Origin of the sequence: Sphingobium sp. TA15 (genome assembly GCF_037101235.1) — a bacterium.
GTDB lineage: Bacteria > Pseudomonadota > Alphaproteobacteria > Sphingomonadales > Sphingomonadaceae > Sphingobium > Sphingobium indicum.
The window spans coordinates 497,421-517,041 of sequence record NZ_AP025355.1 but is presented as its reverse complement, the minus strand read 5'-3'; the positions used below and the strand labels follow the sequence as shown (position 1 = coordinate 517,041).

Here is a 19,621-nt window from a genome sequence, read left to right as displayed (position 1 = left end):
ATCGCGTCCGGCAGAACGGATCGCCCTCAGAGAAACACAACGTACAACTTATCGTTTTATTGGAGATGTTGGATGCCGCAGAAGGTCATCATTACGTGCGCAATTACCGGTTCGATCCACACGCCGTCGATGTCGCCGCATCTGCCGGTTACCCCCGATGAAATCGCCGCCCAGGCCATCGAGGCCGCGGCGGCCGGTGCGTCCGTCGTCCATCTCCACGCGCGCAATCCGCAGACCGGCGAACCAACCCAGGACGTCGACATCTATCGCCAGTTCCTGCCCCGGATCGTCGATGCATGCGATGTGGTGATCAACATCACGACGGGCGGCTCTCCCATCCTGTCGCTTGAGGATCGGCTGCGGCCCTGCCTGGAGTTCCAGCCGGAGATCGCATCCCTCAACATGGGATCGATGAACTTCGGCCTGTTCGACATGCTGAAGCGGTTCAAGGACTTCAAGCATGATTGGGAGGAACCGTATCTCCGCAATTCCGACAATTATGTCTTTAAGAACAGCTTCCGCGATATCGCCGGCATCGTGCGCGCCTGCAGCGAGACCGGCACGCGCTTCGAGATCGAATGCTATGATGTCTCGCATCTCTATAATGCGCTCTTCTTCCTTGAGCAGGGCCTGCTGAAGCCGCCGATCTTCATCCAGACCGTATTCGGCGCGCGGGGCGGCATCGGCACGCATTACGAAGATGTCATCACCATGCGCCGGACAGCGGATCGCCTGTTCGGCAATGCCTATACATGGTCCGTTCTCGGCGTGGGCCGGAACCAGATTCCGATCGCCACGCACGCCGCCTCCATTGGCGGCAACGTCCGGGTCGGTCTCGAAGACTCGCTTTGGGATGGTCCCGGCAAATTCGCCACCAGCAACGCCGTCCAGGTCCAGCGCATCCGCACCATATTGGAAGCCATGTCGCTTGAGGTGGCGACGCCGGACGAAGCCCGGGCGATGCTGCAGCTCAAGGGCCGCGATGCGATGAGGATCGCCGCTTGACAGAGGAGACAGGACGGGCCGGGAAAGGCTTTGCGGAGCCGCGCCCAGCCCGGTCCTCCAGGGAGATGATCTTGTGGTGTCGGCTTTGACCCTTGAGAACAGGCGCATTCTGGTAACCGGAGGCGCCAGCGGGATCGGCCTTGCGGGCGCGAAAATCTTCCGTGCGCTTGGCGCGGAGGTGGTGCTGGCCGACCGGGACGCCGGAATGCTCGATGCGGTGGCCGACGGGATCGGCGCGGCGGCCAGCGTGGCCGGCGACGTGACCTCGGAAGCGGATTGCGATGCCATGATCGCGACGGTGCAGCGCGTTTGCGGCGGTCTTGACGCGCTATTCCACAGCGCCGGCGTCAGCGACAATGTGCGGTCGGTGGTGGAGACCGATATCGACGGATGGCAACGCATTTTCGACATCAACGTGCGGGGCACCTTCCTCATATGCCGCGCGGCGGGCAGGGTCATGATCCCTCAAGGGCATGGCGCAATCGTCAATATCTCGTCGGTGGTCGGCCTGGGCGGAATTCCGCGGCGCCCGGCCTACAGCCCGGCCAAGGCCGCCGTCGCCCACATGACCCGCAACCTGGCGTCCGAATGGGGCCATCATGGCATTCGGGTCAACGCGATCGCGCCCGGCTACATCCTGACGCCGATGGTCGATCGCCTTGTGAAGGACGGCGCGTTCGATACGGACCGGATCGCGCGCCGGACGCCCATGGCGCGGCTTGGCGAGCCTGAAGAAATCGCCAATGTCGCCGCGTTCCTGTTATCCGACATGGCGAGTTACATGACGGGCGCCGTGGTGCCGGTGGATGGCGGCTGGACAGCCTATGGCGGCGCCGGCGACGTTCAAAGCTGCTGACGCGATCAGTCGTGGATCAGCGCCCCGATGCTGTTACGAGGCCGATCCGCAGCCGCCTCGATCCGCTTCGTTTCTTCCTTCAGGCAAGTTCGGCATGCATTTGAATTCGGATCGGGCGGACCTGCCCGGAAAGCTCGTCCGGATCGTCGGCAGGCGAAACCTCCTGACCGACGAAGCGCATATGCGCCCCTACACCCAGGGCTATCGATATCCCGGTGGCGGGGCGTCGGCCGTGGCGCTGCCGGGCACCCTTGTCGAGCTGTGGCGTTGTTTGCAGGCCGTGGTCGAGGCCAAGGGCATCGTGATCATGCAGGCTGCAAACACGGGACTGACAGGCGGGTCCACGCCGCATGTCGCCGGCTATGACGGGCGCCCGGTCGTGATCATCGGAACGCGCAGGCTGTCCGGCATTCACCTGCTGGAAGGAGGACGGCAGATCGTCGCCCTGCCGGGCGCCACGCTCTACGACCTGGAGGAGCTGCTGAAACCGCTGGGGCGCGAGCCGCACTCGGTCATCGGATCGTCCTGCATCGGTGCTTCCGTGATCGGCGGCATCTGCAACAGTTCGGGCGGCGCGCTCTTGCGACGCGGACCGGCCTACACGGAATATGCGCTTTATGCCCGTTTGCGGGAAGACGGGCAGCTATGCCTCGTGAACGATCTGGGGTTGGAACTTGGCGACGATGCCGAAGAGATGCTGGGCCGGCTGGAGAGCGGTCGCTTCGACGATGGGCCGCCGGCCGGCAATATCCGGGCCGCCTCGGACACCGACTATGATCGGCGGGTAAGAAAGATCGATGATCCCTCTCCCGCCCGCTACAATGCCGATCCGGGGAGGCTCCATGGCGCGTCCGGCTCCGCCGGCCGCATCGCCATATTCGCCGTACGGCTCGACACTTTCCGGAAAGACGATCGAAACCGGACCTTCTATATCGCCACCAACGACGCGGCCGTTTTCACCAGTTTGAGACGCGCCGCGCTGGGGACTTTTTCGCATCTTCCCGTCTCTGCCGAATATCTGAGCCGTGAGACGATTCTGATGTCGGAACGCTATGGCCGCGACAGCTTCTTCGCGATCAAATATCTCGGCACCCGAAGGCTGCCTCGCTTGTTCGCCCTCAAAAGAGCGCTGGACCGTGCAGCGCGATGGATCGGGATCGGTTCGGATGCACCCAGCGACCGGCTGCTGCAGCGCCTGGGCAATCTCCTGCCCAGCCCGCTTTCGCCACCCTTGCGGCGCTATCGCGACCGATACGAACATCATCTCGTCATCCGCGTCGCCGACGATGGCATCGGGGAAATGCGCGCCTATCTGGAGGGAGTAGAGCGGGACGGCGACACAACCGGTTGGCGCGAATGCACCGACGCGGAGGCGGAACGCGCCTTTCTCCTGCGGTTCGTGGCGGCGGGCGCCGCGATCCGGCACGCTTCGCTGGAGGATGGCGGCGTAGGCAGGCTCGTGGCGCTGGACGTGGCGCTGCCGCGCAACTGCGCGGATTGGGTCGAGCAACTGCCCGACGACATCAGCTCGCAACTGGTGGCGCGGGCCACCTACGCGCATTTTTTCTGCCACGTTTTCCACCGAGACTATCTGGTGCGACCCGGATGCGACGTCGAAATCTTGAAGCAACGGCTGCTGGATCGGCTCGCAGAACAGGGAGCAGAATATCCCGCCGAACATAATGTCGGCCATCATTACGTGGCCAGGCCCGAACTCGCCAGCTTCTACAGGACACTGGACCCGTGCAACAGCTTCAACCCCGGCATCGGGAAGACCTCACGCAAAGCGGGCTGGGCATAGCGCCTACCTATCGAGGAGTTATCCATCAGCGACGCCGCGATCGATCAACCATCATCGACGAGGATGTGGCGGCCGATCGCGCCAATATCGCGGCTGCCCGTCAGAGCCATGGCGACCCTCATTTCCGCCTCGATCAGCCGCAGCACATGCGCGACCCCCGCCTGCCCGCCTGCCGCTAGCGCATAGACCCAGGCACGGCCGAGCAGCACCCCCTTCGCGCCGAGCGCCAGCATGCGGACGACGTCCAGTCCCGATCTTACCCCGCCGTCGACCAGAACAGTCAAGCGGTCATCTACAGCGTCGGCAATGGGAGGGAGCGCCCGCGCCGTCGAGGGCACACCGTCCAGTTGACGACCGCCATGATTGGATACGACAATGCCGTCCGCGCCGACGCGCACCGCCATTTGCGCATCTTCGCTATCCAGAACGCCCTTAATGATGAGGGGGCCGTCCCAAATGTCCCGAATGAAATCAAGGTCGCGCCAGGTGACGCCGGGATCAAAGTTAGTCCGCATCCAGGCGAAGAAATCCTCAAGCCCCGTATTCTTCCCCAGCACCGGCGCGATATTGCCGAGCTGATGCGGACGCCCAAGCAGGCCGACGTCCCACGCCCAGCGCGGATGCCGCATCGCCTGACCAAGTCGCCGGATCGCGCCAACCGTCCCCGCCGCCCCGGCCAGACCGGAATGATAGTCCCGATAGCGGGAGCCGGGCACCGGCATGTCGACGGTGAATATGAGCGCGGAACAGCCAAGTGCCTTCGCTTTCTGAAGCAAGGCGCGCATGAAACCACGATCGCGGATCATGTAGAGCTGAAACCAGAAAGGCGCATTCACCCCCGCAGCGACTTCGTCCAGCGGGCACGCCGAAACTGTGGAGAGGCAGAAAGGGATACCCGCCGCCTCCGCCGCGCGCGCGGCCTGCACCTCTCCCCGGCGGGCATTCATGCCAGCCAGTCCGATCGGCGCGAGCGCCACCGGCAGCCCGAGTTTCTGTCCGAACAGCGTGGTAGTGAGATCGAGTTGCGACACATCGGTGAGCACGCGTTGCCGTAGCGCTGTTCCCGCGAGATCGGCCAGGTTGCGCTCAAGCGTCACCTCGGCATAGGAACCTCCGTCGATATATTCAAACAGGAAGGGCGGCAGGCGGCGACGGGCAAGTTCGCGATAGTCGAGGACGGAGGCGGCCTTGCCTATTTTACGGGTCATGATGACATCGTCCCGTGACCGGCTAGTCGCCGAGACTGTCGCCACCCGCCGGGCGCTTGCCATTCCCTCACCTGCGTGCCCCCTCCCGTCAGCCCGTAACGTCTGCTAGGCGATCGGTGCAAGCGGAACGCGATGACATCTGCGACGATACGATAAGCGCCGCGCATAGCGCTTTCCCCAGTGCAAACGTTTGGCCATGCGTTCCGCCTTCGTCGCTTGGGCGATATTGCAAAGCCCGGCTCAGAAAATCCACGATTAATTGGCATACTAGGCTGTATCGACATTCAGAAGATGGCGAGCCGAAAATGATGATTTTCCGTGACCCGGCGCGCAGCCTAATGTCGATACAGCCTAGAAAGCCGGGCCTGGGTAGTTGACCCATGCATGCCTGGACGGCGCTTAGAAATTGCTCGTCAGCTTGACTCCAAATGTGCGGGGATTGCCTACGAAGCATCGCAGGCCCGTTCCTGTGGTCGGATTGCGCAAGCCAAGCGGTGCATCGAACACCTGCGCGGCAATGTTGGTGCAATACCGCTTGTCCGCGAGATTGTCGCCAAACAGGGCGATCGACCACCTATCGTCGCGGCCAAATACCGTTGCACGCGCGCTGAGCAATGAATAGCCCGGCTGGATCGTGTACGGGTTTCCGTCGATTGTCGTCCCGGCATAAAATCTGGTCGTGTAGGAAATGTCGCCGCGCAGACTGATCCGCATGTTTCCGCCCACCGGCGCGGAATATTCGATGCCGCTTGTGCCAGAAAGCTTGGGCGAAAAGGTCAGTGGAAAGCCACTCAGATCATGTGTAGCGGGCGTGAAGCCTGGGATGTTCGGGGCATTGGGATAGGATTTGAACTTGGAATCCAGATACGCGATCCCGGTATTAAGCTGAAGACCGTCCACCGGCCTGACGGTTACCTCGGCCTCGATGCCTTGCTGGCGCAAAGAGCCGACATTCTGCACGACCGAGGTGATCCCGAACAGCGCGCGCTCCTGGAAATTGTCCACGTCCATCCTGAATGCGGTAGCATTGAACGTCAGAACACGGTCACGGGTCTGGAACTTGAAACCCAGTTCGTAATCCTTGACGGTCTCGGGATCGAAGACCCTAAGCTGGCCCAAGCTTGCACCTGAGTTGCCAGAGTTGAATCCACCTGATTTGAAGCCGGTCGAATAGGTCGCGAAGAGCATCAATTCCCTGCTTGGCCGCCAAGCCAGGTTCGCGCGATACGTCCAACGGCCCTCGGCGTAGGACAGATTTGTCGTTTCGTTGGTCTGTATCGAATTGGCGGCTGCATTGAAATTCCTGCCGATGAAGCTCCCGTCCTTGTCATCATGGGTGTAGCGCGCGCCCAGCGTCAGATCGAGCGAGGGCATGATCTTGAAACTTCCCTGAAGATAGCCCGCGATGCTCGACGTCCTCTGATTGAAAACGAATAATGCTGCGGGATCTCGGGGATTTGCAAGGCAGGTCGCCGTCGCCGCAGGAGGCGCGATGATGCTGCAGAAGCTCGGCGACAGGTTGAAATTGTAATTGATACGCAAATTCTCATGGTAATAATAAAGCCCGCTAACGAAGCTCAAACGGCCGTCGAGCAAATCTGTCGGGGAACTCAGCTGCAGCTCGTGCGCGTTGCTCTTGCTTCGCCAGAAGTTGTCGCGGGCAAGCAAAAGGATCGGAAGAAAGGAACCGTCGCCATCCTGCTCGAGATTGTTCCAGTCTCGATAGCTGTCGGTCAACTTCACAGCAAAGTCGCCCAGCTCCAAAGCGAATTCGCTTGAAAAGCCCCAATGTTTGGAGTCGACATGATTGCCGGCCGTATATTGGTTGGTCGTGCGGTCATCTCGGTCGAGATCGGAAGGCGCGCCGATCCGTGCCGTCAACGTCGCCAGCGTCGCCGGTGTGAGAGTATCGGCAATCAAGGGCGTATACTGCCATCCGCCGCCGCGCGTCAGCGTATAGTCGCCACGGCCAGTCCAGGTCAGTGTATCCGACAATCGCGCGCGCAGCGTCGCGCGCGCAGCGAAGTTGTCGACGCCGCTTCTGCCGCCCGTCCCCGTGGTCTTCCAATAGCCGTCGAAGAGCTGCGCGAGACCGGCAATGCGAAGCGCAACGTCCTCGCCAAGCGGCAGGTTGATCGCGCCATCCAGCCGGTATCGATCGCCCGTGCCTGTTTCCACCCCGATATTGCCCTCTAACTGATCGGTCGGCGTCTTCGTGCGGATGTTGAGCGCGCCCACGGACGCATTGCGGCCAAAGAGCGTCCCCTGGGGGCCTGACAATACCTCAATAGCGTCGAGATCCAGAAGCGCCCCGTACATCGCCCCAGGGCGTGCGATATAGACGCCGTCGACAAAGGTAGCCACGCTGGGTTCGATGGCGCTGTTCCCGAGCGAGCCTAGCCCGCGTATCGACAGGCGCACGCCCGATGTCCCTGGTCCATTGCCGCCCTTCAAGGTCGGCGCGATGCGTGGAAGATCCTGTAGTGTCTGAATATTGGCCTTCGCCAAGCGTCCGCTATCGAGATTCGTGATGGCGATCGGCACATCCTGTAGCCGCTCGGACCGGCGTTGGGCCGTGACGATAATCTCACCTGCGTCGGTGGCGGCCGCCGTGTTCGCCCTGACGGAATCCGCCTGCTGAGCCAGAACGGCGTCTGGCGCAAGCCAGACCAACGCGGCGCCGGTAAAATATAAACTGCTGCGCATATCAATTATCCCCTCAATCCCGGCCTCGCACTCAAATGCTGGGTTTGACGGTGGCATAGGCAGGGTTGCTGGCAAGGGGACGATCGCTTTTTACGGGTTTAGATAGGCAGCAGGCATCGGTCGCTGTGGACCGACATCTTTCCCCGGTCGTCGCTGATGGCAAGAGGTCTTCCAAAGGAGAGAAATAATGACGCAATTTGATCGACGCACCGTGATCGCGGGAGCCTTGGCGGGGTCGATCATCGGCGCCGAGGACGCGCGGGCGCAATCACCGCGGGTGCCGCTGATTGCTACGGAAGAAGCTTATGCAACGCCCGAGTTCATGGCCGCGTTGGACGCCGGGCCTCCGGGCATGACGCAAGCGGAAAAGACCTATACCGCTCTCTTGCGCGGCGGAGCCGGCGCCGGAGCGTCCGAGTTGAATCGCAAGCTTTGCAACATAGACGCGCGTCTTGCGGAGATGGATGCGAATGGCGTCGACATGCATCTGCTGAGCGTCACGATACCGGGTCCACAAGCCTTCCCTCCCAAGGAGGGCGCGCGTGTCGCCCGCTCGCTGAACGACGGTCTCGCCGCAATTATCCGTGCGCATCCCACGCGCTTTGCCGGGCTGGCAGCGATCGCCCCGCAAGACCCTGAGGCATCGGTCGCGGAGATCGAGCGCGCGCGAAAGGATCTGGCCCTCAATGGGGTGATCATCAATTCGCACAGCTTCGGCGAATATCTGGACGAGCCAAAATTCCGACCCATCCTCGCCGCGCTAGAAGCGCAGGACATGCCGCTCTATTTGCATCCCCGCTCTCCATCGCAGGCGATGATCGGACCTTACGAGAATTACGGCTTGAGCGGCGCTCTGTGGGGATACGGCGCCGATGGGAGCATGCACCTGTTACGGATGATTTTTGGGGGCGTGTTCGACGAGTTCCCACGGTTGAAGGTGGTACTGGGACATATGGGCGAGGGCATTCCCTATTATTTCATGCGGGTCGATAATCGCTATCGCAATCTCATGGCGCGAGGAGGCGAGAAGCTGGGCCTCAAGCCGTTGAAGCAACTTCCCAGTCAATATTTCAAATCGAACATCTACATAACGACCAGCGGAACCTTCTCACACCAAGTGCTGGCTTACTGTCTAGAGATTTTAGGCGCCGAGCGAATTCTCTTCGCGATCGACTATCCTTATGAGCGCAGCGAGGAAGCCGTGAGGTTTATCCGCTCGGCCACGCTGTCGCAAATCGATGCCGAGCGCATTTGCTTCCGCAATGCGCAGACTCTGTTCCGGATCAAGAACCCGGTGCTGCCTAAAAGTTGAGCCTGTATGGGGCCGCTTTGCTCACTTGATTCCCAGATTGCGTCGATGGTAATTATGGCCTGCCTTGCGCGTCAGGTCGCAGAGCCTTTCCGCAAGCGGAGTGAGCGGCACATCGGCTCGCCGGACGATGCAGATCGGCGCCGCGTAGAGGCTGTCGGCAAGGTCGATTGTCTGCAAGCCCTCCCTGCTCGGAGCGAAGTCCAGCCACTGCACCGGAAGCACAGTCAAAAGATCCGAATGGGCAACCGCAAGCAGTGTCATCAGCGCGGACTGGCAGTGGACAACAACCTCCGGCTCGGTTAGCCCCGCATTCTCGAACATCGTCTCGAATTCGACCTCGCCATATTGGGTCGAGAATGATGGCCGGACCCACTGGGCGTCGCGCAATTCCGCTAGCCTTGTCGCGCCAGCCAGGGGATGCCCCTTTCGCGCGACGACCATACGCTTGTTGTCGAAGATTTTCTCCACCAGCAAGGTGGCGGTGGGCAGATGCTCATCCAGCGGGCCCACATAAAAGTCAATTTCGCCGGTAAGGATGCCATGTTCGACCGGCTGGAACAGACTCTCGGTGAGCTTCAGCAGAGCACGGGGATAGCTCGCTCGAAACGCTCCGAGAATAGAGGGCATTAGCGCCAAGCCGGATGCAGAGGACAAAGCGACCGAAACTTCTCCGACGAAATTGCCTTTCGCCTGCTCCAACTCTTCATGCGCACGCCGAAGCTCGGACTGGATCGCCAGTGCGCGGCGCACGAAGAGCTTGCCAAGCGGGGTCGGCGACACACCATTGGCATGGCGTGTAAAAAGCGAGACGCCAAGCTCATTCTCGGTGTCGCGTATGCTTCGCGTAATGGTGGGCTGCGTAATGCCCAGCCGGCGGCTGGCTCCACGCAGGCTTCCAGCCTCGGCGACGGCCACGACGTCGCGGAGATGACTAAGCTTCATTCAAATCCCCAATCGGCGCCTGATTCAGTTATGAAATCAGGCTGCACTAGATCGTATGCGCCGAGGGCATCACGTTCAAGCGCTCGCGTCAAGCATAGTCATGTTCCCTGATGCGAAAAAGCAGGGCGGCCGCGAGGAGGGCCGGAATTGCCATGACGAGGGAGACCGTTCCGCGTTCAAGTCCGAGCGAAAACAGCAGTCCGCCCAGCGCGGGTCCGATCGCGCTCCCGAACCGCCCGACGCCGATGACGAAGCCGATGCCCGAGGCGCGCGCCAAAGGAGGAAAGTTTCGCGATAGGATGGCATAAAGGTTGACCATGCCTCCGATCGTGCTTGCGCCGACAAGGACCGACATGGTCACGAGAACCGGCAGGTCCGTAGGCACCATGCCGAAGAGCATGATCACCACACCTGTCAAAGTGACCGCGCCGATCACAACCCGCTTAAGTCCAAGCCTCGGAACGAGAAACGCAAATACGGAGCCGCCTACCACACCGCTGACGCTCATCGAAGTGCCCGCGAGAGCAGCCTGAGATACTGTATGCCCGGCGCTGGTGATCAGTGACGGCACCCAGCTTTGGATATAATAAAGTGAAAGCGTGAAGAAGAAAAAGACGGCCACGGCAGCGACCGTCGTAGGGAGTTCGGCCGGGGTCAGCAGCAGGCGCACCGACCGACGCTGCGTCAGAGGCCGGACTGCCTCGACGGCCGCGATTGCCGGCTGTCCGCACCGCTTGAGCAAATGGTTCAGCCGCGTCTGCGTCGCCGGCCCGCCCCTCGACATGATGCCGACGATCGATTCCGGCAGCCAGAGCAGGACGATCGCCAGCATTAACATGCCAAGACCGCTCGCAACCAAGAAAAGCGCTCGCCAACCCATTACAGGGATCATCCAGGCCGCTAGAATGCCGCTTACGATCGACCCGGCAGGTAAGCCGAGGTTGACGATCGCCACCGAAATGTCTCGCCGCTTCGCATTGGCATATTCGGCCGCGAGCGGGTTTATGACTGCGGCCATCGTACCGACGCCCAGGCCGGTGATCAGACGCGACGCGATGAGATCCAGGAGACTGCCCGCGAAGGCTGTCCAAAGCGTGCCACCAATCATCAACAGCAAGCTGAACAGCAGGGGCCGCCGCCGTCCGTAGATGTCGGCGAGCGGCGACAGGAAGAGCGATCCCACCGCCATGCCGGCTAGAGCCGCCGCCAGAACAAGTCCGATCGCGGCCTTCCCGATCCCCATCTCCCGGCCGATGACCGGCGCTGCGAAAGTAATCGCGAACAAATCTATCCCGTCGAGCGCGCACATCGCGGTCAGCGCGAGGATGGAGAGCTTTTGCACCCGGTGCATCGGAGCATCGAGAAATGTCCGCCAAAACGCAGGTAATACGTCTTGAGAATCCGCCCCGTCGTTCACTCCGCGCTTACCTTCGTGGCTGCGGTGTCTTCAGACAGCGAGGACAGGCCGGCAACATAGGCGAGCACATCGTTCGCCGGCCATATGTCACCCCGCCAGGCGACATGCTGATCGGGTCGTATCAGAACCAACCGCTGTTCATAGAGCGCCGCCACCTTGGATTCGTCGATCGTCACGACCTTGAGCGGAATGCCGGATTTCCCGGCATCAACCTCCGCCTCGCGCGTATCGACGCCGCCGAAGGCGAGAAGGGTGAAGCCGGCACCAAAATGATCATAAAGCGACGAGCCGTCGGCCAGCCATGCATGGGGCGCCAAGCTGCCGGGTGCGGCACTCGGCGTGTAATCCAGCGACAGCCGCCAATCCGCTTCCGTGCCATCGTCCGGGATAACCGGCGATCGTCGATAGCGAAGACCAAGCACGATACCAAGCGTGTAGAATTCCCTTGGCTTTGTCTGTGCGATCAGGTCCGATACCTCGCGCCGAATGGCCTCTCCCTCCGCGCCTTCTGTCTCTATCCCGTTGCGGAATAGCGTGCCCGGCTGAGTGCTGTGATTGCCTTCAGCCTCATCCAATACGATTTCATGGATAAGCCGGCGCTCGGCTTCATAGCTGTCGAGCAAGGCCGGACCGCCCCATCCTTGCAGGGCGGCCGCAATCTTCCACCCAAGGTCGACACCGTCGGCTACCCCCATATTCATCCCGAAGCCGCCATAGGGCGGATGAAGGTGGCAGGCATCGCCGGCCAGGAAGACGCGCCCTTCGCGATATTTGTCGGCGAGAAGGCGGCTGGCAACCCACAGGTCGGAACTCAGAATTTGGTAAGGCAGATCGATCCCGGTCGAGCGCTTGATGAGGTCGAGCGCCTCCTGATCGGTGAACATCTTTTCCGGCGGCAGACCCAGTGGCATGAAGAACCAAAGATCGCCTTGATCCATCGGACCGATCACGCTCGGCACATCCGGGTTGACCTGCCAATACATGATTCCCGGTCCGTGCCGATGTGCGTCGGCCAGACCCGGAGCGCTGAAGATGATATTATAGTTGCGCGAAAGGCCGTACCGCCCTTCCATCTGCGCCCCGATCGCATCACGCACGGTGCTGCGCGCCCCGTCGGCTCCGACCAGATAATCGGCTTCGATCACATGTTCTTCGCCCGTATCAACGGCCTTGACGGTCACCTGGACAGCCATGTCATCCTGTTCGAAAGAGACGAACTCGCATCCGTTCGCCACGGTTACGCAATCGACCGCGAGAAGGCGCTCCCGCAGGACGGACTCGAGCTTGTATTGCGGAATCCATTGCCCGTGTTCGGAATAACGCTCGTCACGCTGCGGGGCGCCATTCATGGCATTGTCGAAGCGGGCCAGGGGATAACCGTTCAACCGGGTCACGAAATGCACGTTCGTGGGATAGTCGATGCCAAAAGGCGAGGCTTGGGCAAGGGCATCGGCGAGGTTCCAGCGACGCAACAATTCGCGCGTGCGGACATGCGTGGTCTTGGCCCGGGGAGCATGCCCCCCTCTCGCCTCCCGCTCGATCAGCAGACAGCTAATGGAGCGCAGGCCAAGTTCGAGCGCGGTGGCGAGACCCGTTGGGCCGCCACCGACAATGATGACGCTGGGGCGCAGGCCGGCGAGGGCCGAGGACGTGTTTGTCGTTTTCATAATCCGACGCTACCGAGTCCGAAGAGGTGCCGAGATATGGCAGAAGATAAGGAGTGATGCCTGGGGACTATCAACTCGCCACGCGTTCATGCCGCATTGCGCGCTTCAGGGGCGACAATGCTTACATTCTCACGATCGATGATTCATCGACTGCCCAGGCAAATCATTGCTGAGATTTGCCTGGGCCGTTGATATGCAAGGCAAGTTGTAGCCCTGCCTCATGTTTCACGAGCGAAAAATGCGGCTTATCGACTTTGCCACGCGTGCATTTGCCAAGGTCAATGTCCGGTGCCGCCCGATGGAGCGGACACGGCATTCTCGATCATACCGATTTTTTCGACCTCGCATCGCACGATATCGCCTGCCTGAAGGAAACTGGGCGGGCTCATCGCGATGCCCACTCCTTCTGGCGTGCCCGTTGCAAGGATGTCGCCGGGCTCCAGTGTGAAGGCGGTCGAAAGATAGGCGATCTGGTCCCAGATATTGTAGATCAGTTCATTGGTATTGCTATCCTGCCTGACTTCCCCATTGACGAGACAGCGGATGCGCAAATCATGCGGGTCGGGTATTTCGTCGGCCGTGACGATCCATGGACCTATCGGGCCGTGTGTGTCGAATGACTTGCCGACCGTGAAAGTGGGCGAGTGAAACTGCCAGTCTCGTGCAGAGACATCGTTAACGACGACATAGCCGAACACATGGGCGGAGGCTGCACTCGCAGCGACGCCCTTGGCAGCTGTCCCGATGATTACGCCCAGTTCGACTTCATAATCGAGCTTTTCCGTAACACCCGGATCGATCGGATCGAACGGCCCGGAAAGGCAGCTTGTCTGCTTGTTGAACCACAATTGCTGTTTGGGGGTCGGAATGCCGTGGCGCTCCCCCTCGTCCGCATGCTTGCGATAGTTCATGCCGATCGCCAGAAATTTGCCGGGCCTTTCGATGGGACAGACAAGCTGGACGTCGGTCAGGAGGACCGAGGGTTCCTCCGCTGCGACAAAGGCGGCGATATGGCCGAGCGCCGTCTCGCCGCCGGCGATGATTGAAAGCATCGTGGGGTAATCACCCAGACCCGACAGGGAGACGATTCCATCGCCCTTGAGCACGCCCAGATTGATGCCGGATGCGGATTTGTACCGTAATAATCTCATATCAAATCTCTCTTAATCTGCGGGCAGTAGAGGGGCCTGCCCTGGTCCTCCGTAAAGGCGCCGCGCCGCACGTGCTGCTTGCCATTCCAAATCGAATACGGCACCGCTTCACGCCCTTATGCGAGGCCGGCATCGGCCTTGCTGAGCGGAGCGGCTAGATACAGGAATAGACAAGGTGATAGCCGCCATGCATCGGAGCAGCCGATAGATCGTGCGAGATTGCAGGAAACCGCTCATTCCCGACAGCAGGGGTCTACAAACGAGTTGGACAAGGGTTTCGGCGAAATCAGACCGATGTCGGCGAGGCCGGGTGATAGCTGCCGACTATCGGAGGGCGCATTCCGCCATCGTCCAAAGCGGCAGCAGATCGATAGGTACGGTTCGCCTCGCCCCGAAGAGCGAGTCAGCACCTATTGGGAGGGGAAAATCCATGCGCCTGGCCTTATTGACGACGATATCACTGACCGCCTTTATGCCCAATAGCCTGTGGGCCCAGCAGAGTGCGGGCGAAACAACCTCCGAAGCCTCCGCGCAAGGGCTGGGCGACATCGTTGTCACCGCGCAGCGCGTGACGGAGAACGCGCAGCGCGCCGCCGTCGCCATCGATGTCGTGAGCGCAGATGATCTCCTTAAGGCAGATATCAAGGATGCATCGCGCCTGAGTGAACTCTCGCCGGCCGTCACGATACAGCGGACCAGCACCGGCAACTTCGCGTTCGTGCGCGGCGTTGGAAATTTCACCGTCGCGCCGGTTAGCGACCCCGCCGTGGCCTTCAACTATGATGGCGTTTACATCGGCCGCCCGTCTTCCACGAGCGGCAGCTTCTTCGACCTCCAGCGCGTGGAGGTGCTCAAGGGCCCTCAAGGCACGCTTTATGGGCGTAATGCCACGGGCGGCGCAATCAATGTCATTCCGCAAAAGCCCGTCCTGGGCAAGTTTTCGGGCTATGCAACCGGCAGCTACGGCAGCTTTGATGCCGTAGCGCTCGAAGGCGCGATCAACATTCCCATGGGTCCAGACGGCGCGCTCCGTTTTTCCGGCGCCTTCAATGACCGCGACGGATATCTCGAAGACGGCACCAACGACGACCACACCGCCTCCCTCCGATTGCAGATGATGGCGAATTTGACACCTTCTCTCACGGTGCGCCTTGCCGCCGACTATGCCGACCATGGCGGTATGGGGAGCGGCGTATCCTATCTCGGCCTGTCTCGATTCGTGCCCGGCACTGGCTATGTGTTCGTTCCGTCGAATGTGCCCCTGTCCGAAGGCGTTTTGACTCCCGCGTCTCAGGCCTTCCGCCAGACTGCTGTGGTCGCGCCCGCTTTTCGGACGCTGGCCCCAATCACCAACCAGCCGTTTCGCGACAATCAATTTTTCGGAATCAATGCAGAAATCGAATATGACACGGGCGCGGGAACGCTGACCGTGGTGCCGGCGTTCCGAAACTCCAAATTGAGTTACCTGGGAACCTCCGGCTTCCTGTTCCGCACGAACGAGAACGATGATCAATATAGCATTGAGGCGCGGTTCAACGGCGCGCGTATCGGAATATTCGATTACACGATCGGCGGCCTTTTCTACAACGAACAAATAGACAGCCGGCAGAGGATCAACTTCTCCAGTCTGCAGGCGATCGTCCGCGACGAGTTGGAGACCACCTCTTACGCCGCGTTCGCTCGCCTAACAGCGCACGTCACGGATGAACTGCGCCTTGTCGGTGGCGCTCGCTATACGCATGACCGCAAAACATTCGTGGAAAACGGGGCCAACGCTCAGATCCGCTGCACCAATGTTCCGCCAAGCTGTCCTTCCGCCCCGCTCATCCCGCTCGTGAACAGCTTCAACGATTTGCCCTTCGGCTTCCCATCAAACCCGACGGGCGGGCCATATGTTCAGCCGCTGGGCGGTGGGGCAGTCGTGGCGCGGATCAATCGTGCTCAAAATAACAAGCTGACCAATCAACGCGTGACTTGGAGAGCTGCGGCCGAATATGATATAGGATCTCGATCATTACTTTACGCCAGCATCGAAACTGGCTTTCGTTCTGGCGGCTTTTCGGGCGCGGCCGGCTTCGAGACATATGATCCGGAATATCTGACGGCTTACACGATCGGTTCAAAAAGCCGCTTCTTCGACAATCGCTTGCAATTGAATGTTGAAGGTTTCCTGTGGAAATATAAGGATCAACAGGTCAATTTCGTCGGTCTCGACATAAACGGGCAGCCGGCCAACCAAACCCAGAATATCGGTAGATCGACGATCAAGGGCGTGGAGGTGGAAACGCAGTTTCTGATCACGCCGACCACCCTGTTGCGCGCGGATGCACAATATCTCGATTCCCAGGTCGACAGTTTCATTTACACAGCATCGGCGGCAGGTGCTCCGCCGTTGACGGGATGCAAAGTATCGCCCGCTGGGGCCAGTCGGCTGAGCGTGGATTGTTCCGGTTTTCCAGGATATAATTCGCCAAAATGGACGATCAATCTCGGAGCGCAGCAGACGATCAGCCTAGGTGATTATGATCTGGTCCTGAGTGCTGATACTCAATATAAATCCAAGAGATATCTGGCTTTCGAATATATCGATCAAGTACTCGCTCCGTCATTTTGGAGCAGCAACGCGCGTATCACATTTGCAGATGCCGGCAACAATTGGTCGATAAGCGGATTCGTTCGCAACATAGAGAATAACAGGAATCTGATCTTTATCTCGAATGTGGGTCTATCAAATTTGCTGGTGGGCAGCACGACGCCGCCGCGGACCTGGGGCATACAAGGGTCTTTCAAATTCTAGATATCAGATTTTCTAAAACACTGTCTGTGCGGGCGGTCTCGGCTCCTGCCGCACCGCACAAACTCACAAGGAATAACGGATGTCCTTCGCATTCACCTTCAGACGCATAATGCGTGCGGCGGGTCTGGCCGCTGTTTTGCTCGCTGGTTCCGCCATGGGGTCTGGTATTCCGGCGGGAGCCACGGGAAGAACGGAACTCATCGTGCTCGGGAGCGGTGGCGGCCCGCAGATCAGGAAGGATCGTTCCGAACCTTCGGTTCTGCTGATCGTCAACGGCACCAGTTATCTGATCGATTGCGGAAGCGGTACATTACGCAGAATGGTTGAGGCGGGTATCGACAGCACCCATGTCAAGACCATCTTCATAACCCATCATCATGCCGATCATGTGGTGGGACTGGCCGATATCATGGCAGACAGCATTTTCAGCTCTTCATCGGCCCTGCCCGGACTTCCCTTAAATATATATGGCCCGCCCCGCACCGCGCAACTCGTAGATGCAGCCGTCAACTACATCATGGTGCCATACACGGTCTTCGCGCGAGGAAAGCTGGTCAAGGACGAGAGCATCCAGCACCGTTTCATGGCCCGTGACATCGATCGGCCTGGATTGGTTTACGAGGACCAGAACATAAAGGTGATCGCGGCAGAGAATTCCCATTTCCAAATGATGCCTGATGCAGCACGACGAGCCGAAAAGTCCTATGCGTACCGGATAGAAACACCGCAAGGTGTCATCCTATTCACGGGCGACACGGGGCCGAGCGAGGCGGTCTCGAAGTTGGCGGACGGCGCCGACCTGCTCGTGTCAGAGGTGATCAATGACAAGCCGATGGTCGAACGTATGGAGCGGTTGGCTGCAATCGGCAATTGGTCGCCTGAGCGTAAGGCAATGGTCATCGCCCATATGCAGCGCCAACATCTGGTGCCATCAGCGGTTGCACAGCTTGCTTCACAGGCGCGCGTGAAAGCGGTCCTTCTCTATCATATCGTGCCGGGAACGGATCATGATGAAATTGAAGTCGCAGCTGGTCTCGCGACGATCAAGGCTAGCTTTTCGGGTGAAGTCATACCAAGCCGTGATCTCAACCACTTTTGTCTCGTCCGTGCGAATGCAAACGGCAAGGTGCTTTCCGAATGTCCATAGCTGGTCAGAGTGAAGATTCCAAAAACCCCTACCTCTACTTGGGCAGATTGTTCTGGGCCATGACCTGCCCTCGAAGTGATCGAGGCCAAGTTCTTCCTTGAGTTGCTGATGGGCGTGCTCGCAAATCCAGCGGGCCTTGATCGCACCTGCTAACTCGCGGACTGAGGTTCTGACGATATGTACAGCCGCCCTGCCCCGTGTGGCGGATCGGGCTTCGAAGCAGGTCGCGCCGGCAAGGAATATGCGGGCGGACATCGTGGATGCCGCCCGCAAATGCGATCCTGGTCAGCTTTTTTGTTCAGCGCGATGCGTATTGACGGCCCTTGGTCGCCAGTGCCCAGTGTTGCGGCAGGGCATCGACTGCATTTTCCCGGACGAAGCACTGGCCGCGCCGTGCCTGGATCGCACGGCAAAGCGCGACGGCCTCGCCCCGCTCGTCGAAGCCGCCGACGGCCAGACGGGCGAAGGTCGCGCCGTTCACCGTGATCTGGCTGGTGACGACCGGCAAATTCGCCAGCACGCTGTTGCGGCGGGCCATGGCGAACCATTTTTCCTTGGCGATGGCGGCATTGTCATAGGCGCCAAGCTGAACCACCCAATGGCCGCTGGCCCTGCCGCTGGCCTGGAAGGCCGCCGGCTGAAGGCGCGGAGCCTCCCGAAGGCGCGGGGGCGTCACGGCGCGCAGCGGCGCGGCCTGGCGCGGGGCGGCGATGCGGACGGGCGCTGCAATGGCCTGGATCATCGGCGCCGGCGCATCGGCAATGGCGGGCGACGGCGCGGGCGCGGGTGCGGGATCGGCGGCGGCGACCTCCACCGGCGCGGCCTCGACGGCCTGCTCGGCCGGAGCGGCTTCCGCCGTCCGGACCGGCGACGATGGCGCCGCCAGGGCGAGGGCCGCCGGCTGGCCGGCGTCGGCGCCGTCGATCGTCACGCCCATCAGCGCAGCGACCCGCTGCTGCGAAAGGCCGGGCGCGGCATTCTGCGCCCATTGGGTGATGCGCTGGTTGGCGGCAAGCGGATCGAGGTCGAAGCCCGCCATCATGCGTGCATCCTTCCACCGCCCGGCCAAGGCATAGGCATAGGCCAGGTTCTGGCGGGTGCGGGCGGTGGCCGCCGGATCATGGATCATTTCGGACAGGATGCGCACGCCCTCCGGCGCGTCGCCCGCCATCGCCATGGCCAGGCCATAGTCGGCCGCCGGAACGATGTCGGCATGGCTGGCGAGCAGGTCGCGGGCGGCGCGGTCCTTGCCCAGGCCCACCTTTACCAGCGCGAGGGTGACGATGGTGCGCGCATCGCGATTGCCCAGCGTCATCGCGTCGGCCAGCGCGGTTTCCGCCGATGCGAAGCGGCCGTCGGCGACATAGGCGCGGCCAAGCAACTGCCTGTAGCCGGCATCCTGCGGCGCCGCCTGCACGGCGGCCTCCGCCAGGTCGACCGCGCGGGCGCCGTCGCGATCCGCCAGCGCCTTTTCGATGCCGCCCACCAGCCGATCGGGCTTTTGCGGAGCGACGGCGGCGGTGCGGAAAGCCGCCCCGGTGCATCCCACCATGGTCGTGCCGATCAGCATCGACGCGACCGCTGCTTTGGCGAAGGCCTTGCGCTTCATGGC

General features: G+C 60.9%; 13 protein-coding genes. 6 read left to right on the top strand and 7 right to left on the bottom strand.

Going from position 1 to position 19,621, the window contains the following annotated elements; genetic code table 11:
* The first annotated feature begins 72 nt into the window (after nucleotides 1–72).
* From Sj15T_RS02640 to dld, 3 genes are all read left to right on the top strand, one after another.
* On the top strand, nucleotides 73–1,005 hold the full coding sequence (locus Sj15T_RS02640; RefSeq protein WP_013039752.1) for a 3-keto-5-aminohexanoate cleavage protein: 933 nt from the start codon (nucleotides 73–75) through the stop codon (nucleotides 1,003–1,005).
* Between the two features lie 76 nt (nucleotides 1,006–1,081).
* Nucleotides 1,082–1,861 carry an SDR family oxidoreductase gene (locus tag Sj15T_RS02635; RefSeq protein WP_041386312.1) on the top strand — a complete coding sequence of 260 codons (780 nt, stop codon included), beginning with the start codon at nucleotides 1,082–1,084 and terminating at the stop codon, nucleotides 1,859–1,861.
* Nucleotides 1,862–1,955: 94 nt separating this feature from the next.
* Nucleotides 1,956–3,662, top strand: a complete 1,707-nt coding sequence (dld, locus tag Sj15T_RS02630) for a D-lactate dehydrogenase (RefSeq protein WP_013039750.1) — start codon at nucleotides 1,956–1,958, stop codon at nucleotides 3,660–3,662.
* Nucleotides 3,663–3,706: 44 nt separating this feature from the next.
* On the opposite strand, the gene lldD is transcribed toward dld, so the two are convergent.
* Both lldD and Sj15T_RS02620 read right to left on the bottom strand, forming a co-directional pair.
* Nucleotides 3,707–4,870 carry an FMN-dependent L-lactate dehydrogenase LldD gene (lldD, locus tag Sj15T_RS02625; protein ID WP_013039749.1) on the bottom strand — a complete coding sequence of 388 codons (1,164 nt, stop codon included), beginning with the start codon at nucleotides 4,868–4,870 and terminating at the stop codon, nucleotides 3,707–3,709.
* A gap of 399 nt (nucleotides 4,871–5,269) precedes the next feature.
* Complete coding sequence (locus Sj15T_RS02620) at nucleotides 5,270–7,576, bottom strand: TonB-dependent receptor (protein WP_013039747.1); 2,307 nt, start codon at nucleotides 7,574–7,576, stop codon at nucleotides 5,270–5,272.
* A 187-nt stretch (nucleotides 7,577–7,763) separates the two neighbouring features.
* Between Sj15T_RS02620 and Sj15T_RS02615 the strand changes: the two genes are divergently transcribed.
* Complete coding sequence (locus Sj15T_RS02615) at nucleotides 7,764–8,888, top strand: amidohydrolase family protein (RefSeq protein WP_013039746.1); 1,125 nt, start codon at nucleotides 7,764–7,766, stop codon at nucleotides 8,886–8,888.
* 21 nt (nucleotides 8,889–8,909) lie between these two features.
* Here the strand turns inward: Sj15T_RS02615 and Sj15T_RS02610 are convergent, their stop codons facing one another.
* From Sj15T_RS02610 to Sj15T_RS02595, 4 genes are all read right to left on the bottom strand, one after another.
* Nucleotides 8,910–9,830, bottom strand: coding sequence for a LysR substrate-binding domain-containing protein (locus Sj15T_RS02610; RefSeq protein WP_013039745.1), 921 nt, complete (start codon nucleotides 9,828–9,830; stop codon nucleotides 8,910–8,912).
* 88 nt (nucleotides 9,831–9,918) lie between these two features.
* A complete protein-coding gene (locus Sj15T_RS02605) occupies nucleotides 9,919–11,247 on the bottom strand; it encodes an MFS transporter (protein WP_013039744.1) in 1,329 nt (442 codons plus the stop codon).
* The gene (locus Sj15T_RS02600; RefSeq protein ID WP_013039743.1) at nucleotides 11,244–12,914 is read right to left on the bottom strand and encodes an FAD-dependent monooxygenase; all 1,671 of its coding nucleotides are present in this window, start codon (nucleotides 12,912–12,914) and stop codon (nucleotides 11,244–11,246) included. The genes Sj15T_RS02605 and Sj15T_RS02600 overlap by 4 nt, the downstream gene beginning before the upstream one ends.
* Before the next feature lie 278 nt (nucleotides 12,915–13,192).
* On the bottom strand, nucleotides 13,193–14,020 hold the full coding sequence (locus Sj15T_RS02595) for a fumarylacetoacetate hydrolase family protein (protein ID WP_253720698.1): 828 nt from the start codon (nucleotides 14,018–14,020) through the stop codon (nucleotides 13,193–13,195).
* A 475-nt stretch (nucleotides 14,021–14,495) separates the two neighbouring features.
* Here Sj15T_RS02595 and Sj15T_RS02590 point away from each other — a divergent pair, with 475 nt between their 5' ends.
* Entirely contained in the window at nucleotides 14,496–16,862 is a 2,367-nt protein-coding gene (locus Sj15T_RS02590; protein WP_013039741.1) for a TonB-dependent receptor, read from the top strand.
* Between the two features lie 79 nt (nucleotides 16,863–16,941).
* Nucleotides 16,942–18,009: an MBL fold metallo-hydrolase gene (locus tag Sj15T_RS02585; RefSeq protein ID WP_013039740.1), complete on the top strand. Its 1,068-nt coding sequence runs from the start codon at nucleotides 16,942–16,944 to the stop codon at nucleotides 18,007–18,009.
* Between the two features lie 298 nt (nucleotides 18,010–18,307).
* On the opposite strand, the gene Sj15T_RS02580 is transcribed toward Sj15T_RS02585, so the two are convergent.
* Complete coding sequence (locus tag Sj15T_RS02580; RefSeq protein WP_013039739.1) at nucleotides 18,308–19,618, bottom strand: SPOR domain-containing protein; 1,311 nt, start codon at nucleotides 19,616–19,618, stop codon at nucleotides 18,308–18,310.
* Between the last annotated feature and the right edge of the window lie 3 nt (nucleotides 19,619–19,621).

Coding starts and splice junctions, on each gene's coding strand:
- lldD (WP_013039749.1), bottom strand. CDS start 4,870: ATGACCCGTAAAATAGGCAAGGCCGCCTCCGTCCTCGACTATCGCGAA.
- Sj15T_RS02615 (WP_013039746.1), top strand. CDS start 7,764: ATGACGCAATTTGATCGACGCACCGTGATCGCGGGAGCCTTGGCGGGG.
- Sj15T_RS02600 (WP_013039743.1), bottom strand. CDS start 12,914: ATGAAAACGACAAACACGTCCTCGGCCCTCGCCGGCCTGCGCCCCAGC.
- dld (WP_013039750.1), top strand. CDS start 1,956: ATGCATTTGAATTCGGATCGGGCGGACCTGCCCGGAAAGCTCGTCCGG.
- Sj15T_RS02640 (WP_013039752.1), top strand. CDS start 73: ATGCCGCAGAAGGTCATCATTACGTGCGCAATTACCGGTTCGATCCAC.
- Sj15T_RS02585 (WP_013039740.1), top strand. CDS start 16,942: ATGTCCTTCGCATTCACCTTCAGACGCATAATGCGTGCGGCGGGTCTG.
- Sj15T_RS02590 (WP_013039741.1), top strand. CDS start 14,496: ATGCGCCTGGCCTTATTGACGACGATATCACTGACCGCCTTTATGCCC.
- Sj15T_RS02610 (WP_013039745.1), bottom strand. CDS start 9,830: ATGAAGCTTAGTCATCTCCGCGACGTCGTGGCCGTCGCCGAGGCTGGA.
- Sj15T_RS02580 (WP_013039739.1), bottom strand. CDS start 19,618: ATGAAGCGCAAGGCCTTCGCCAAAGCAGCGGTCGCGTCGATGCTGATC.
- Sj15T_RS02620 (WP_013039747.1), bottom strand. CDS start 7,576: ATGCGCAGCAGTTTATATTTTACCGGCGCCGCGTTGGTCTGGCTTGCG.